Source organism: uncultured Gemella sp. (assembly GCF_963515875.1).
GTDB lineage: Bacteria > Bacillota > Bacilli > Staphylococcales > Gemellaceae > Gemella.
This window is the reverse complement of record NZ_CAUPZX010000001.1, coordinates 99,070-113,220: the sequence shown is the minus strand read 5'-3', so window position 1 is coordinate 113,220 and position 14,151 is coordinate 99,070. Positions and strand designations below refer to the sequence as shown.

At 30.4% G+C, this 14,151-nt stretch carries 15 protein-coding genes; 14 read left to right on the top strand and 1 reads right to left on the bottom strand.

Annotation, left to right across the window (positions count from 1 at the left end; all coding sequences use genetic code 11):
* Positions 1-255 precede the first annotated feature (255 nt).
* The 14 genes from selD (at position 256) to RWL85_RS00515 (ending at position 13,120) form a co-directional block, all read left to right on the top strand.
* A complete protein-coding gene (gene selD, locus RWL85_RS00580; protein ID WP_399533325.1) occupies positions 256-1,230 on the top strand; it encodes a selenide, water dikinase SelD in 975 nt (324 codons plus the stop codon).
* A gap of 26 nt (positions 1,231-1,256) precedes the next feature.
* On the top strand, positions 1,257-2,057 hold the full coding sequence (gene yedF / locus RWL85_RS00575; RefSeq protein WP_314083796.1) for a sulfurtransferase-like selenium metabolism protein YedF: 801 nt from the start codon (positions 1,257-1,259) through the stop codon (positions 2,055-2,057).
* 8 nt (positions 2,058-2,065) lie between these two features.
* Complete coding sequence (locus RWL85_RS00570; RefSeq protein ID WP_314083794.1) at positions 2,066-2,341, top strand: DUF3343 domain-containing protein; 276 nt, start codon at positions 2,066-2,068, stop codon at positions 2,339-2,341.
* Between the two features lie 100 nt (positions 2,342-2,441).
* Positions 2,442-4,340: a selenocysteine-specific translation elongation factor gene (gene selB, locus RWL85_RS00565; RefSeq protein ID WP_314083792.1), complete on the top strand. Its 1,899-nt coding sequence runs from the start codon at positions 2,442-2,444 to the stop codon at positions 4,338-4,340.
* Between the two features lie 36 nt (positions 4,341-4,376).
* Entirely contained in the window at positions 4,377-5,528 is a 1,152-nt protein-coding gene (locus RWL85_RS00560) for an aminotransferase class V-fold PLP-dependent enzyme (protein WP_314083790.1), read from the top strand.
* 10 nt (positions 5,529-5,538) lie between these two features.
* Positions 5,539-6,921 carry an L-seryl-tRNA(Sec) selenium transferase gene (selA, locus tag RWL85_RS00555; RefSeq protein ID WP_314083788.1) on the top strand — a complete coding sequence of 461 codons (1,383 nt, stop codon included), beginning with the start codon at positions 5,539-5,541 and terminating at the stop codon, positions 6,919-6,921.
* Between the two features lie 419 nt (positions 6,922-7,340).
* On the top strand, positions 7,341-7,799 hold the full coding sequence (locus RWL85_RS00550; RefSeq protein WP_314083786.1) for a GNAT family N-acetyltransferase: 459 nt from the start codon (positions 7,341-7,343) through the stop codon (positions 7,797-7,799).
* A 540-nt stretch (positions 7,800-8,339) separates the two neighbouring features.
* A complete protein-coding gene (locus RWL85_RS00545; RefSeq protein ID WP_314083785.1) occupies positions 8,340-9,179 on the top strand; it encodes a DNA adenine methylase in 840 nt (279 codons plus the stop codon).
* A gap of 12 nt (positions 9,180-9,191) precedes the next feature.
* On the top strand, positions 9,192-9,950 hold the full coding sequence (locus RWL85_RS00540; protein ID WP_314083784.1) for a site-specific DNA-methyltransferase: 759 nt from the start codon (positions 9,192-9,194) through the stop codon (positions 9,948-9,950).
* Positions 9,947-10,570, top strand: coding sequence for a hypothetical protein (locus RWL85_RS00535; protein ID WP_314083782.1), 624 nt, complete (start codon positions 9,947-9,949; stop codon positions 10,568-10,570). Before RWL85_RS00540 ends, RWL85_RS00535 begins: the two co-directional genes overlap by 4 nt.
* Complete coding sequence (locus tag RWL85_RS00530; RefSeq protein WP_314083781.1) at positions 10,560-11,468, top strand: type II restriction endonuclease; 909 nt, start codon at positions 10,560-10,562, stop codon at positions 11,466-11,468. Before RWL85_RS00535 ends, RWL85_RS00530 begins: the two co-directional genes overlap by 11 nt.
* Positions 11,469-11,483: 15 nt before the next feature.
* Positions 11,484-12,386 (top strand): class I SAM-dependent methyltransferase, encoded by a 903-nt coding sequence (locus RWL85_RS00525; RefSeq protein WP_314083779.1) that lies wholly within the window; start codon positions 11,484-11,486, stop codon positions 12,384-12,386.
* 214 nt (positions 12,387-12,600) lie between these two features.
* A complete protein-coding gene (gene rpsU / locus RWL85_RS00520) occupies positions 12,601-12,774 on the top strand; it encodes a 30S ribosomal protein S21 (protein ID WP_003147339.1) in 174 nt (57 codons plus the stop codon).
* Positions 12,775-12,955: 181 nt separating this feature from the next.
* Positions 12,956-13,120: a cytochrome C biogenesis protein gene (locus tag RWL85_RS00515; RefSeq protein WP_314083777.1), complete on the top strand. Its 165-nt coding sequence runs from the start codon at positions 12,956-12,958 to the stop codon at positions 13,118-13,120.
* Between the two features lie 68 nt (positions 13,121-13,188).
* On the opposite strand, the gene fni is transcribed toward RWL85_RS00515, so the two are convergent.
* A complete protein-coding gene (gene fni, locus RWL85_RS00510; protein ID WP_314083775.1) occupies positions 13,189-14,139 on the bottom strand; it encodes a type 2 isopentenyl-diphosphate Delta-isomerase in 951 nt (316 codons plus the stop codon).
* Positions 14,140-14,151 lie beyond the last annotated feature (12 nt).

The following is a 14,151-nucleotide window of genomic DNA, read 5'->3' as shown; positions in this document are numbered from 1 at the left end:
AGTTAGCTGTTTTTTTGCTCTTTGTCAAGTTCAGGGCATGGGGGAAAATCACTCTAGAAATCTAGGTAGCATTTTGTTGCTTAGATTTTTTATTGAAGCTTTATAATATTAGTTGTCTATTTTATATTAAAAAAACGAATAATACTTTTAAAATGTGTTGTGTAGTAGTATAATTATAGATAAGTAGTAGAGCAGGAGGTAAATATGTCAGAGAAGAAAATGAATATGATAGTTTGCGGAGGTTGAAACTCGAAAATAGGGCCGGGAGCCTTATCAGATATACTAAGAGACCTTCCTAAAAAAGAGGATAAAAACTTAATAGTTGGATATGAATCTTCAGATGATGCAGCAGTTTATAAAATATCTGAAGATAAGGCGATTATTCAAACATTAGATTTCTTTACAACAATGATAAATGATCCGTATTTATATGGACAAATCGCAGCGACTAATGCACTTAGCGATGTATATGCGATGGGAGGAGAAGTTATTTCGGCGTTGAATATAGTAGCTTTCCCAGAAAATATGGACTTAGAAATTTTGCATCAAATATTAAAAGGTGGAGCGGAAAAGGTACATGAAGCAGGCGGAGTTCTTGCTGGAGGACACTCTATTCATGATGCAACACCAAAATACGGATTATCAGTAACAGGAATAGTTCATCCTGATAAAATATTACAAAATAACAATTGTAAAGTAGGGGACTTATTAATCGTAACAAAACCTTTAGGAGTGAGTATTATTAATACAGCTCATATGGTAAAAGAGTGTTCAGAAGAAGCATTTGCTCAGAGTGTTAAACAAATGACTACACTTAATAAATATTCAGCTCAAATGATGAAAGATTTTAACGTTAATAGTTGTACAGATATTACAGGATTCGGTTTTTTAGGACACCTTGTAGAAATGTTGGATGGAAAATATTCAGCAGAAGTATATTCGAAAGATATTCCATATATCGAAGAAGCGTATAAATGTGCAAATGAGTTTATAATTACTGCAGGGGGTCAACTTAATAGAACATTTGTTGAACCAAATGTAGAATACCAAATTAAAGATTTTGCATTAGAAGAAATAATGTATGATCCACAAACATCAGGAGGACTTTTAATTAGTTTACCAGAAAGTGAAGCGTACGAATTATTAGAAAAGCTAAACACTCTTGAGATTAAGAGTGCTATAGTTGGAAAAGTTATAGAAAAACAAGAAAAAGCAGTTATTGTTAAATAATAAAAAGATAAAAGGAGAATATAAGTATGAAAAAAGAAATTTTAGATGCACAGGGTTTGGCCTGTCCACTGCCAGTTATTCAAACAAAAAAATTATTGTTGGAGAATGATGTAGTAGAAACAATCGTAGACAATGTTATAGCTACTCAAAACTTAGAAAAAATGGCTACACAATTAGGCTTCAATTTCTCAGTGAAAGAAGAAGCAAAAGATAAATATATCGTCACTATTTCTAAGGGAGAAGCGAGCGACGGTGTAGTAGTGGATACATTGTGTGATAAATGCGTTGTTCCTGTAACTCAAGCTACACGTGCACTAGAAGAAGATACAAAAGTAACTTTATTAGTAAAAGCTGAAGATAGTGTAGAAAGTCTTAGAAAATTTGCTGATAAAAATAGTTATGAGTTTAAAGTTTCTGATATTGAAGGTGGCTTCAAAGTTGAAATTACAAGAGAAGAAACTCCGCAATTAGAGGCTTTACCAGTAGTTAAAGATGACAGCTATATCGTTGTGATTAACAAAGATCAGATGGGACATGGTAGTGAAGAACTAGGTAAAAGATTAATTAAAGCATATCTTTATGCTTTAGGTGAACAAGAAGTTCTTCCTAAAAAAATTATTTTCTACAATAATGGTGGAATTTTAGTAGATAAAACTCGAAGCCACGTACTAGAAGAGCTAAAAACACTAGAAGAAGGTGGAGTAGAGATAGTTTGCTGTGGTGCATGTATTGACTACCACAATATTGATTTAGCGGTTGGAAATCCAACAAACATGTACTTCATCGTAGAAGACATGAGAAAAGCTAATAGAGTAATTCAACCGTAGGAGGAAACATGGTAGAAGAAGGATTAGTAGTTTTTAATAGTACACACGATTCAATAAAAGCTGACAACATTTGTCTAGAAAGAGAAATGGGAGCGTCTCTTATTCCAACACATCCATCTATAGGTGTTGGTTGTGGATTTATGCTAAAAACAGCTTGGGATAATTTTGATAATGTTGTAAGAATGTTAGATGATGAGAAAATCGAATATCGTGGTTTGTATTATTCTAGAAAAGCTGGAATCAAAAGAATTATAACAGAATTAAAAGATTATAAATTAAAATAAAATTTTGAATAGAGGTTATTATGGAGAACGATGAAAATCTATTTAGAAAAATTCTCTCGCGTAATCTCTATTCTTAATATAATATGTAAAGGTGAATTGAATGAACAACAATGTAATTATTGGGACTGCGGGGCATATAGATCACGGAAAGACAACTTTGATAAAAGCTCTAAGTGGAATTGAAACTGATACTACGCAAGAAGAAAAAGATAGAGGAATGTCGATAAATCTTGGATTTGCTTATTTTGACCTACCAAGTGGAAAAAGATGTGGTGTAGTTGACGTTCCAGGGCATGAAAAATTTATTAAAAATATGTTAGCTGGAGTTAGTGGAATAAACTTAGTATTATTACTAGTTGATTCAAGAGAAGGTATAATGCCTCAGACGAAAGAGCATATTGATATATTAACGTTACTAGGAATTGAGAATTACATTATTGTAATGACGAAGATAGACTTAATTGAAGAAGAGTATCGTGAACTTGTAAAAGAAGATATACGAGAATTTATCGCTGGAACAGTTCTTGAGAACTCACCTATTATAGAAGTAGATTCAATTAGTAAAAAAGGTTTAGACAATCTGTTAGAAACAATTGATAAGAAAACAGAAGATATTGAAGCTAAAAATGTAGAGAAAAATGCTAGATTAAATATCGACCGTTCATTCCAGGTAAAAGGATTTGGAACAGTTGTTACAGGAACGCTTACAGAAGGTGTAGTGAATGTAGGAGATGAGCTAGTTATTTATCCAAAAGGAATTAAAACAAAAGTTAGAAATATTCAAGTCCACGCAAAAGATGTAGATAAGGCTTATGCAGGGCAAAGGACAGCAATAAACTTAGCGAATATAAAATTTGATGATGTAAAACGTGGAGATACTCTTGCAACAGTAGATTCGTTAACGAAGACTTATATGTTAGATAGTGAGATTAAATTAATCAATGATGAGAGAGCTAATCTTGAACTATGGGATAGGGTGCGTGTATATATAGGTACTGAAGAAGTTATGGCAAGGGTTGTACCACTTGGAACAGACTTATTAAAAGCTGGAGAGAGTAGTTTTGCACAACTTAGATTAGAAGATGAAATAGCGGTTAAAAATTATGACAAGTTCATCATTCGTACTTATTCACCGATGATCACAATTGGTGGAGGAGTGATTTTAGATGCTAGTCCTAACAAACATAGAAGATTTAATGAAGAAATTCTTGAAAAACTAAAAGTACAACTTGAAGGAAATTCGACAGATTTAATAGCTAATTATATACTATCTCACAATAACTATTTGGTTTCAAAAGACAGTATCATAAAAGATTTACAACTTCCAGAAGAAGAGATAGTGGAATCAATAGCACAACTAATAGAAACAGCTATAGTTTATGAGACAAAGTTAGGTTATATTCATAAGAAAAAATACGAAGAAGTATTAGAAAAACTGAAAAAATTATTAGTAGAATATCACAATAAATTTAAATTAAAAGTTGGTATTCCTAAGATTGAAGTACTTTCTAAGTTTAAACTTTCTCAAAAAGAAACATTAGAGTTGCTCGATTTATTTATAGCAAATAACGAGATTCGATTAGAAGGTAACTTAATAGCCGAAAAAGATTTCGTAGTTAATTACGATAAGAAACAGTTAGCAGAAAAAGAAAGAATAGAGAAGGCCTTATTAGAAGGAGGATTTACACCACCGACTATTAAAGATTTAACAAACGGAGAAAAACCGAAGGTTGAAATACTAGAATCTCTAATCGACAATACAATAGTCAGATTAGATGCTGATTTAGTATTACATGCTAATGTATTAAAAGAAGCTATTCAAAAAGTAGAAGAACATTTTAAAACAAATGATCAAATGGGCTTAGCGGAATTTAGAGATATGTCTGGTTCTAGCAGAAAATATTCAATGGCAATTTTAGAGTATTTAGACAAACTAGGTATTACTCGACGTGTAGAAAATTATCGAGTATTATCGAAAAATAATTATGAAGGGAGTTAAGTCAATAAAAAAAGTGACTTAGATAAGGTAAGGGGTATGAGTTATTATTTTGACTATGGTGCAACATCACTAAAAAAACCAAAAGAAGTTGCTGACAAAGTATATGAAGTGTTATCATCGGCAAGATACGCTAATGCTTCAAGAGGTAGTTATTATGAAGCAAATAATGCATTTCGTGAAGTGTTTGAAGCAAGAAGTGATATTGCGAAATTTTTTGGTATGAAAGATGAAGATAGAGTAGTATTTACAAGTAATTCTACAGAGAGTCTAAATATTGCTATATTAGGATTATTAGAAAAAGAAGATCATGTAATTACGACTTCTATGGAACATAATTCAGTATTAAGACCAATTTATTTAGCTCATGAAACAATTGGATGTGACTATACGGTTGTTCGAGCTGGTAAAACAGGATTAATCGACTATGAAGAACTAGAAAAAGCCATCAAACCTAATACAAAAATGATTGCTATCACTCATGGTTCAAATGTTACAGGCAATATAGTAGATTTGAAAAAAGTTGCTGCTATCTGTAAAAAACACAATATTATTTCAGTTGTGGATGCCTCGCAAACAGCAGGAGTAGTACCTATTAATATGGATGAATTAGGCATAGACGTACTATGTTTTACTGGGCATAAAAGTTTATATGGACCACAAGGTATTGGTGGATTATGTGTAAGGCTTAGAGAACCTGAAATCAAGAGATTTAAAGTTGGTGGGAGTGGAGTTAGAACTTTCGATGAGAAGCATCCGGGAGAATATCCATTGCGCTTAGAAGCGGGAACACTGAACACTGCGGGAATCTTAGGTTTACATGAGGGAATAAAATATATAAATAAACAGGGAATAGAAAATCTTTATAAAAAACAGATGAACTTTGCAAATAAATTTTATAATGAATTAAAAGACTTAGACTGTTTAGAGTTTTATGGAGATTTTACGAAAGAACGTACGGCAGTAGTTTCGTTGAATTTCAAAGGTATTTCAGCTTCGGATGTTGCAGATGTTCTTGCTGAAGAATATGATATTGCAGTTAGACCTGGAGCACATTGTGCCCCGTTGATGCATGAGGTATTGGGAACGAAACAACAAGGTATAGTAAGATTTTCTTTTTCTAGTATGAATACAGAAGAAGAGGTAGACTATGCTATCAACGCTATTAGAACATTAGCAAAAGAAATTTAGGAGAATTATTATGTCAAAACAATTGTTATCACAAATTCCCGCAATAAATAAGATTTTATTATTAGATGAAGTAAAAGAACTGATAAATGAATATGCAGAAGTTGCGGTGAAATCAGCGATAAAAGACTATATTGATAGAATTAAACAAGAAATACTAAATGAAGAATTATTCGAAGTTCCAAGTTTAGAGAAAATAGTCGCAGAAGTTACACAAATAGTGAAAAAAGAAGATAGAAATTCTTTACGCCGAGTTATAAATGCAACTGGGACAATATTACATACAAACCTAGGCCGTAGTTTATTAAGTCAGAAGATTAAAGAAAATATTGAGAGTGTAGCATTTAACTATTCTAATCTTGAGTTCGATATAGACAATAAGAAACGAGGAAGTCGTTATGTTCACCTTATTGATATTATCAAAAAATTAACAGGTGCAGAAGACGTACTTGTAGTTAACAACAACGCTGCAGCAGTATTATTAACATTAAATACGTTAGTTAAAGATAAAGAAATAGTGGTTTCTCGTGGAGAATTGGTAGAAATCGGTGGAGCATTCAGAATTCCTGAGATTATTAAACTAAGTGGTGGAACACCTATCGAAGTAGGGACTACGAATAAAACACACTTAAAAGACTATGAGAACGCGATTAATGACAATACAGGAGCGTTGTTAAAAGTTCATACTAGTAACTATAAGATTGTAGGATTTACTAAAGAAGTATCTAATGAAGAGATATCTTACCTTGCACGTGAGAACGAATTAGTGTCTATAAATGACTTAGGAAGCGGTCAGTTCGTTGATTTTTCTAAATATGGATTACCTTATGAGCCAACTGTAAAAGAAGTGCTTGATAGTGGTATTGATATAGTAACTTTCAGCGGTGATAAACTGCTAGGAGGACCACAAGCAGGTATTATCGTTGGTAAGAAAGAATATATAGAAAAAATGAAAAAGAACCAACTTACTCGTACGTTACGTGTAGATAAGATGACTTTAGCTGCATTAGAAGCTACATTAAAACTATACTTAGATGAAAAAGAGGCATTAGAACACATTCCTACATTACATATGATTTCATTATCAAAAGAACGTTTATTTGGTAAAGCAGAGGATCTAAAAACAAGACTTAGTGACTTAGACTTCAAGATTACAATAGCTGAAGATAAAGCAGAAGTCGGTGGCGGAAGCTATCCAGCAAGTTACTTAGAAAGTGTTGTGGTAAAATTAGAACATCCAAGACTAAGTGCTACAGAATTAGAACGTCGACTTTTAGAAGTAGAAATACCTATTATTACACGTATTAAAGACAACGAATTAATATTTGATATGAGAACACTTCGTACAAGAGAATTCGATTTAGTTAAACAAGCTTTAATAGAAGTTGCGAAGTAGATTAGAATTTAAGTTGCAGTAAGTTGCATGTTAAAATAAAAATGCAGCTGTAAAAAAGTGAAAAGCTTGATGTATCAATGTTTTTAGCAGATAAAACAGAATAATTTAAGTTGCAGTAAGTTGCACGTTAAAGTAAAAAATTAGCTGTAAAAAAATTAAAAGCTTGATATATCAATGTTTTTAGATGATGAAATAGAATAATTTAAGTTGCAGTAAGTTGCACTTTGAAGTGGAAATCTAGCTGTGAAAAAATCAAAAGCTTGATATATCAATGTTTTTAGATGATGAAATAGAATAATTTAAGTTGCAGTAAATTGCATGTTAAAGTAAAAAATCAGCTGTAAAAAAATTAAAAGCTTGATATATCAATGTTTTTAGGTGATAAAATAGAATAATTTAAGTTGCACATTAAATATTTGATGAAATTAGAAGGTGAGTATATGTTTAGGGAAATAAATATAGAAGATACACAAGAAGTAGCAGAAATTTGCAAAGTAGCATTAGGTTACGATGTAGATATTGAAAATGTAAAAATACAGATAGAAAAATTAACTAATGATAAAAATCAACATATTATTATCGGTTATGAAGATGAAAGCACAAGGAAGATTATTGGTTTTGTTCATGCTCAAATGTATGAAAGCTTTTATAGCGATTTAGGATTAAATATTCTAGGGCTCGCTGTTAACCCTGATTTTCAAGGTAGGGGAATAGGTAGAAAACTTATGAGTAAGTTAGAAAACTATGCCGTAGACAATAATATTAGTTTTATTAGGTTAAATTCTGCCTTGAAACGTGAAGAAGCACATAAATTCTATGAACATATTGGATATACCTGTGATAAAGTTCAAAAAAGATTTATAAAGGTATTTGAGTAAGGATGTTGAAACAGAAGTTTTGATGTTTTAGCTTACCTTTAGAAATATTAAAATAAGATTTATATAATCAAGTGCAAAGTGTTTGATTATGTAAATCTTTTTTGTTTATTTTTTGTTTTATAGAGAAAATAGGTAAATGTAAAATACTGCACGAGGATCACATGAATTCGCACGAGAATTATATTAATAAGCTTTTTTTGTAAGTATGAATAAAATAAATTTTTATAAAAAACACACGAGAATCACACGAGATTGTAAAAAATCGCACGAGAATTATTTTAAGTGTTGTGATGGAGAATGTTGATTTAAAGCTATTTTCTATATGAGGAAACAAAATAAAACCTTATGAAAAACACACGAGAATCGTACGAGATTGTAAAAAATCACACGAGAATTTTGTTAGAGATGAAGCTTTATGAAAATAATATTTGTTTTAATAATAAAATATTCACTCTTTTGTAATATTAGGTTATAATAGTAAAATATTAGAATTTAAATTGTTGATTTATATAAAATAGGAAGATGTGATATAATTAAATTATGAATGATAAATTAGAAAAATTACAACCATTTACAAAATGGACAGGAGGGAAACGAAAGTTACTTCCTAAACTAAAAGAGTTATTACCGGTAGATTATAATAATTATTACGAACCTTTTATAGGAGGAGGAGCTCTATTTTTTGAATTAGCTCCTAAAAATGCGACTATTAACGATTTTAATGAAGAGTTAATTAATTGTTATATTCAAATAAAAAATAATCCTAAGGAATTAATTGAGGTTCTAAGGAAGCATAAAGAAAGAAATAGTAAAGAGTATTATTTAGAGATAAGAGGATTAGATAGATTAGATACTTTTAGTAATCTATCAGATATAGAGCGAGCAGCTCGAATAATGTACATGTTGAGAGTTGATTTTAATGGATTATACAGAGTTAATTCAAAAAATCAATTTAATGTTCCATATGGGAATTATTCTAATCCTAAAATTGTAGATGAAGAATTAATCAACAGTATTAGTGATTACTTAAATCTAAATGAAATTAAAATTTTAAGTGGAGATTTTGAAGATAGTTTAAATACAGTAAGAGAAGGAGATTTTGTTTATTTTGATCCACCGTATATTCCTTTAAATGAAACTAGCTCGTTTACATCATATACTCATGAAGGATTTTCTTATGAAGATCAAGTTCGCTTACGAGATACAGTTAAAAAATTAACAGAAAAAGGTGTAAAGGTTATGGTGTCAAATTCTTCGAGTGAGTTAACGATAGAATTGTATAGAGAATTTAATATACATTATGTAGATGTAACTAGAACCAATGGAGGGAAATCTAGTAGTAGAGGGATAGTAAAAGAAGTCATAATTACAAATTATTAAGGGAGGATAATTATGGATATATATTATAAAAAAGATAACTGTACACTTGCTTTAGGTGATACGTTTGAGGTTATCGAAAAAATTAAAAGTGAAAGTATCGATATGATTTTTGCTGATCCACCATATTTTTTAAGTAATGATGGATTTTCTAATTCTGGAGGTAAAGTAGTCTCTGTTAATAAAGGTGATTGGGATAAAATCTCATCTTTTGAAGAAAAGCACAACTTTAATAGAGAATGGATAAGAAAAGCTAAGAGGGTTTTAAAACCAAATGGAACGATTTGGATTTCAGGGACATTACACAATATTTATTCAGTGGGAATGGCTTTAGAGCAAGAAGGATTTAAAATTTTAAATAATATAACATGGCAAAAAACTAATCCTGCACCAAATTTATCCTGCAGATATTTTACACATTCTACAGAGACTATATTATGGGCTAGGAAATCTGATAAGAAATCTAGACATTACTATAATTATGATTTGATGAGAAAAATAAATAATGGGAAGCAAATGAAAGACGTTTGGACAGGGTCTTTGACAAAAATTAGTGAAAAATGGGCGGGAAAACATCCTACTCAAAAACCTGAGTACTTATTAGAAAGAATTATTTTAGCCAGTACAGAAAAAGGGGATTACGTTTTAGATCCTTTTGTAGGGAGTGGAACAACAGGAGTTGTAGCTAAAAGATTAGGTCGTAAATTTGTAGGAATAGATTTTAAAGAAGAATATTTAGATATTGCTAAAAGAAGATTGGAGGCAGTAAAATGATTAAAGACGGAATAGGTGGAGTAAATACGAAGACTGGTTTGGAATTTGAGCTGCAGACAGATTTAAAAGAAATTATTTCTAAATTAAAGAATTACGAAGTGAGAAATTGTGATTTTGATACTTCTAGAAAAAAAGGAAAAGTCGTAATAGGGAAAAAGCTACGTTCAGAAGAAAAATCAGCTAGATGGATAGTATTATATAAACAAGAAGAAGTAGCTAGAATTTACAGAAAAGAAGGTTTATATAGGTATTTTGATGAAATTGATGGTTACGACTATACTGAAATAATATCTAGTAAATTATTGCCAGATGATGCAATTTTTGTGATAGAAAAAAATACAGTATTTATAATAGAGAAGAAAACTCAAAGTGGGAGTGGTAGTGTAGATGAGAAATTACAAACTTGTGATTTTAAATTAAAACAATATAGAAAGCTATTTTCTCCATTAAATAAAGAAGTTAAATACTATTATTTATTAGAGAAAGAATGGTTTTCACAACGAAAATACAAGGATGTATTAGATTATGTTATTTTAGTAGGTTGTGGATATTATTTCAACTATATACCATTAAGTGCGCTGGGATTGCCGATAGAGGAGGAATGTATAGATGAAGTTTAGTGAATATTTATCTAGTCACGTTAATGACAAATTAGATTATTTCTTTTCCACATTATCAGTCACTAATAGAACCCCAGAATATTATGTGAATTGGGATAAAGTAAGAAGAGAAACAAAAGCATTTGAATTAGAGTTACACACTTTAAATTATTTAATAGGAAAAGAAAGTATTTATAGTGAGGCTTTAAGGTTATTTCAAAAGCAACCACAGCTTTTGAAAGCTATTCCTAGTTTAATAGCCAGTAGAGAAAAAGTTTTAGATATATTATTCTTTGATGTAGATGATATTATGAATTTTTACCAACTAGATTTCAAAAATATTGATAATAGTCAATTAGAAAAGTATGTAGATTTCATGAAAGATGCAGGTCTTTTAGAATTTTTACAAAAAGATGCGAATCGTTCATTAGTTGATTATGTTTATGGTGTAGAAGCTGGTTTAGATAGTAATGCGAGAAAAAATCGTAGTGGTACGACAATGGAGAATATATTAGAGCGTAATGTAGAAAAAATTTGTATTGAACAAAATCTAGTTTATAAGGCTCAAGCAACAGCAAATTATATAAGAAGCTCTTGGGGAATTGAAGTACCCGTAGATAAATCGGAACGTCGTTTCGATATTGCAGTATTTTCAAAAGAAAAAAATAAAGTATGGCTTATTGAAACTAACTACTATGGCGGAGGTGGAAGTAAACTGAAATCTGTCTCTGGAGAATTTACAGAACTAAGCAAATTAATTCAAACAGCTAAAGATGATGTAAGTTTTTCATGGGTAACTGATGGACAAGGCTGGCATACAGCACGTTATCCTCTATCTGAAGCTTTTGGACATATAGACAATATTTTTAATTTAGAAATATTAAAACAAGGGTATTTATTTGACTTGTTTAAAAAATAATATATAGGAGGAACCATGTCAGATTTAGAAAAATTATTTTTTAAGATAGATAAACAGGTAGAAGAGAACAAAGGCGAAGGGTTGTATTTTGACTCTTTAGTGAATTACTTAGCTTTGGAGAATGATGAAGATTATTTTGATATTGTAGACAATTTCTCTAAAGAAGACATTAAGAAAGCCTATCAGTTTTTACTTTTAAAAGCTCTTAAAGAGTTGAATAACCCAAGTTATGACATCACACCAGAAGTTATAACGATGTATGTATCTCATATTTTAGAGTGTTTATACAATAATGAGAGAATTTCTGTAGCTGATTTTGCTAGTGGAAGTGGAAACTTCTTAATTAATTTATCGGCTTTATCAAAAGGAGAGTATGAACTAACTTCTGTAGATGTTGATAATAATTATGCAAAATTACAACAAAATATTTTCAATTTATTAGAAACTAATGTTGAGATCATTAACCAAGATGCTCTTAAGCCTTTAAATATTAAAAAACAAGATGTAATTATCAGTGATGTGCCTTTTGGCTACTATGCTGATGAAGATAATAGCTTAAATTATAAACTTTGCAGTGCTGAAGGATATAGCTTAAATGCCTTATTATTCATCGAGCAAGCTGCGAATTACTTGAATAATAATGGGGTAGGGGTATTAGTAGTACCTAAAAAGGTTCTAGAACTTGAAGATAATTTTAAGAAATTCTTAGAAGAAGAAATTAACTTAAATGCGGTAATTACTCTACCTGATGAGATGTTTAAAAATGCGTCTCAGCAAAAAGCTATTATTCTTATAACTAAAAAAGGTCAAACAAAATTGCCAAATCAAGTATTCTTAGCTCAAGTGCCAAGTCACAATAATAAAGAAGGATATGCTAATTTTATTGAAGAATTTAAAAAGTGGTTATCTGAAAAGTAGTATCATCAATGAACAAATGAAAAGGTTATTTTCGTAGAAATATGTTAATAAATTGCTATTAAAGGTTGACAAGAACGTAAGAATATAATACAATATGTAAGTAGATTGCTTAAAAGCAGTCTTATTGATTAAATGTTTTGTATTTATTTTATATCTTAAACATTTAATTAAGTATTAAATTAAGATTTTGTAGTATCGGAGGGAGGGAAATCCAATGTCAAAAACTGTAGTTCGTAAAAATGAATCACTAGAAGATGCACTACGTCGTTTCAAACGTGCTGTTTCTAAAAACGGAACTATCCAAGAAGTTCGTAAACGTGAGTTTTATGAAAAACCAAGCGTTCGTCGTAAGAAAAAATCTGAAGCGGCTAGAAAACGTAAATATTAATAATTGATAATAAAAACGCAATTTATTAATAAAATCTAAAAACTTTCCCTCTTTTAGATTTATTTAGAAATAATGACCTCATCTTAAGATGAGGTTTTTTTATATAGGGAATATGACTGCTCTTGTTAAAAGAGAGAAATTGTGTTATTCTTATTTTAATTATAATTACTAGGAGAATAGTATGTTTGCAATTATCTGTTTAAATATTATGTTATTAATTTCATGTTGGTATCTAATTGCTGAGAATCAAAAAAATAAAACAAAAATCAATAGTATACAAGACGATTTAAATAAAGCAATTAAAAGAATAGCAACATTAGAAGAAAAAGAAGAGACTCAAAATTAGAATTGTTGAGTAAAAAAATACAGATTAAACTTAAAAAAGATTCCACCCTAAATGGATGGAATCTTTTTTTAAAATTCTACTTTTCTTATTTTCTTATCTAATTCAGCTATATTTTTAGCATTCATTAAAATCATTAAGAATTTAACTTCTTTTTTCCATTTTTCAATCTCTTGAATCAGAGCATCTTTTCCTTCGTTCACAAGAATTTCTAAGAATATTTTAGAAACACCAACTGCTTTAGCACCTAAAGCTAGACATTTCACAACATCAAGAGGATTACGAATACCACCGCTTGCGATAATATCAATTTTATCTTTATAAGCATAGGCTATCTCTAGGCTTTCTGCGGTAGTATATCCTATTGCTTCTAGATAAGTTGATTTATCAGTTCTTCGTCCATTTTCGATTCTTGCGAAGTTTGTTCCACCCATTCCACTGATATCAACTGCAGGGATATTTAAGTCGATAGCTAGTTTAATAGTAGCTTCATTCATACCAAAGCCTGTTTCCTTTAAAATTACAGGAATCGGAGACTTAGAGCTAACTTCTTTTAGGTTAGAGTACCAACTTTCGAAATTATGATCTCCTTCTGGCATTATGATTTCTTGAAGAGGATTAGTATGAAGTTGAATGTATTTTGCTTGTGATTTTTCAATTGCTTTTAAAACAAGTTTTGGGTCTTTATCCAAGCCTAAGTTTACTGAATAGCCTTTTGGATAAGCTTCTTCGTCCTCTTTACTCTTAAGAGCAGGAGAGTATGATCCTGGGAAAAATTTAATTCCACATTTTTCACTAACTTCCATAAAGTCTTGATTGATTTTATTACAATCTTCTCCACCAGCAGTTATAGCATTGATGAAGAATGGATATCCCCAACGATCCCCACAAACTGATGTAGAAGTATCCACATCATCTAATCCGAAAAGGGGGATACTGTTGTAATCAATTGCGTATGAGTCTAAGCTAGTTACTTTTGTTTTATCAGCAAGTGCTAATCTAATATGATCTTTTTTTCTCATAATTAATCCTTT

Coding starts and splice junctions, on each gene's coding strand:
- RWL85_RS00545 (WP_314083785.1), top strand. CDS start 8,340: ATGAATGATAAATTAGAAAAATTACAACCATTTACAAAATGGACAGGA.
- fni (WP_314083775.1), bottom strand. CDS start 14,139: ATGAGAAAAAAAGATCATATTAGATTAGCACTTGCTGATAAAACAAAA.
- RWL85_RS00570 (WP_314083794.1), top strand. CDS start 2,066: ATGGTAGAAGAAGGATTAGTAGTTTTTAATAGTACACACGATTCAATA.
- selB (WP_314083792.1), top strand. CDS start 2,442: ATGAACAACAATGTAATTATTGGGACTGCGGGGCATATAGATCACGGA.
- rpsU (WP_003147339.1), top strand. CDS start 12,601: ATGTCAAAAACTGTAGTTCGTAAAAATGAATCACTAGAAGATGCACTA.
- RWL85_RS00550 (WP_314083786.1), top strand. CDS start 7,341: ATGAAATTAGAAGGTGAGTATATGTTTAGGGAAATAAATATAGAAGAT.
- RWL85_RS00530 (WP_314083781.1), top strand. CDS start 10,560: ATGAAGTTTAGTGAATATTTATCTAGTCACGTTAATGACAAATTAGAT.
- RWL85_RS00535 (WP_314083782.1), top strand. CDS start 9,947: ATGATTAAAGACGGAATAGGTGGAGTAAATACGAAGACTGGTTTGGAA.
- selA (WP_314083788.1), top strand. CDS start 5,539: ATGTCAAAACAATTGTTATCACAAATTCCCGCAATAAATAAGATTTTA.
- RWL85_RS00540 (WP_314083784.1), top strand. CDS start 9,192: ATGGATATATATTATAAAAAAGATAACTGTACACTTGCTTTAGGTGAT.
- RWL85_RS00525 (WP_314083779.1), top strand. CDS start 11,484: ATGTCAGATTTAGAAAAATTATTTTTTAAGATAGATAAACAGGTAGAA.
- RWL85_RS00515 (WP_314083777.1), top strand. CDS start 12,956: ATGTTTGCAATTATCTGTTTAAATATTATGTTATTAATTTCATGTTGG.
- yedF (WP_314083796.1), top strand. CDS start 1,257: ATGAAAAAAGAAATTTTAGATGCACAGGGTTTGGCCTGTCCACTGCCA.
- RWL85_RS00560 (WP_314083790.1), top strand. CDS start 4,377: ATGAGTTATTATTTTGACTATGGTGCAACATCACTAAAAAAACCAAAA.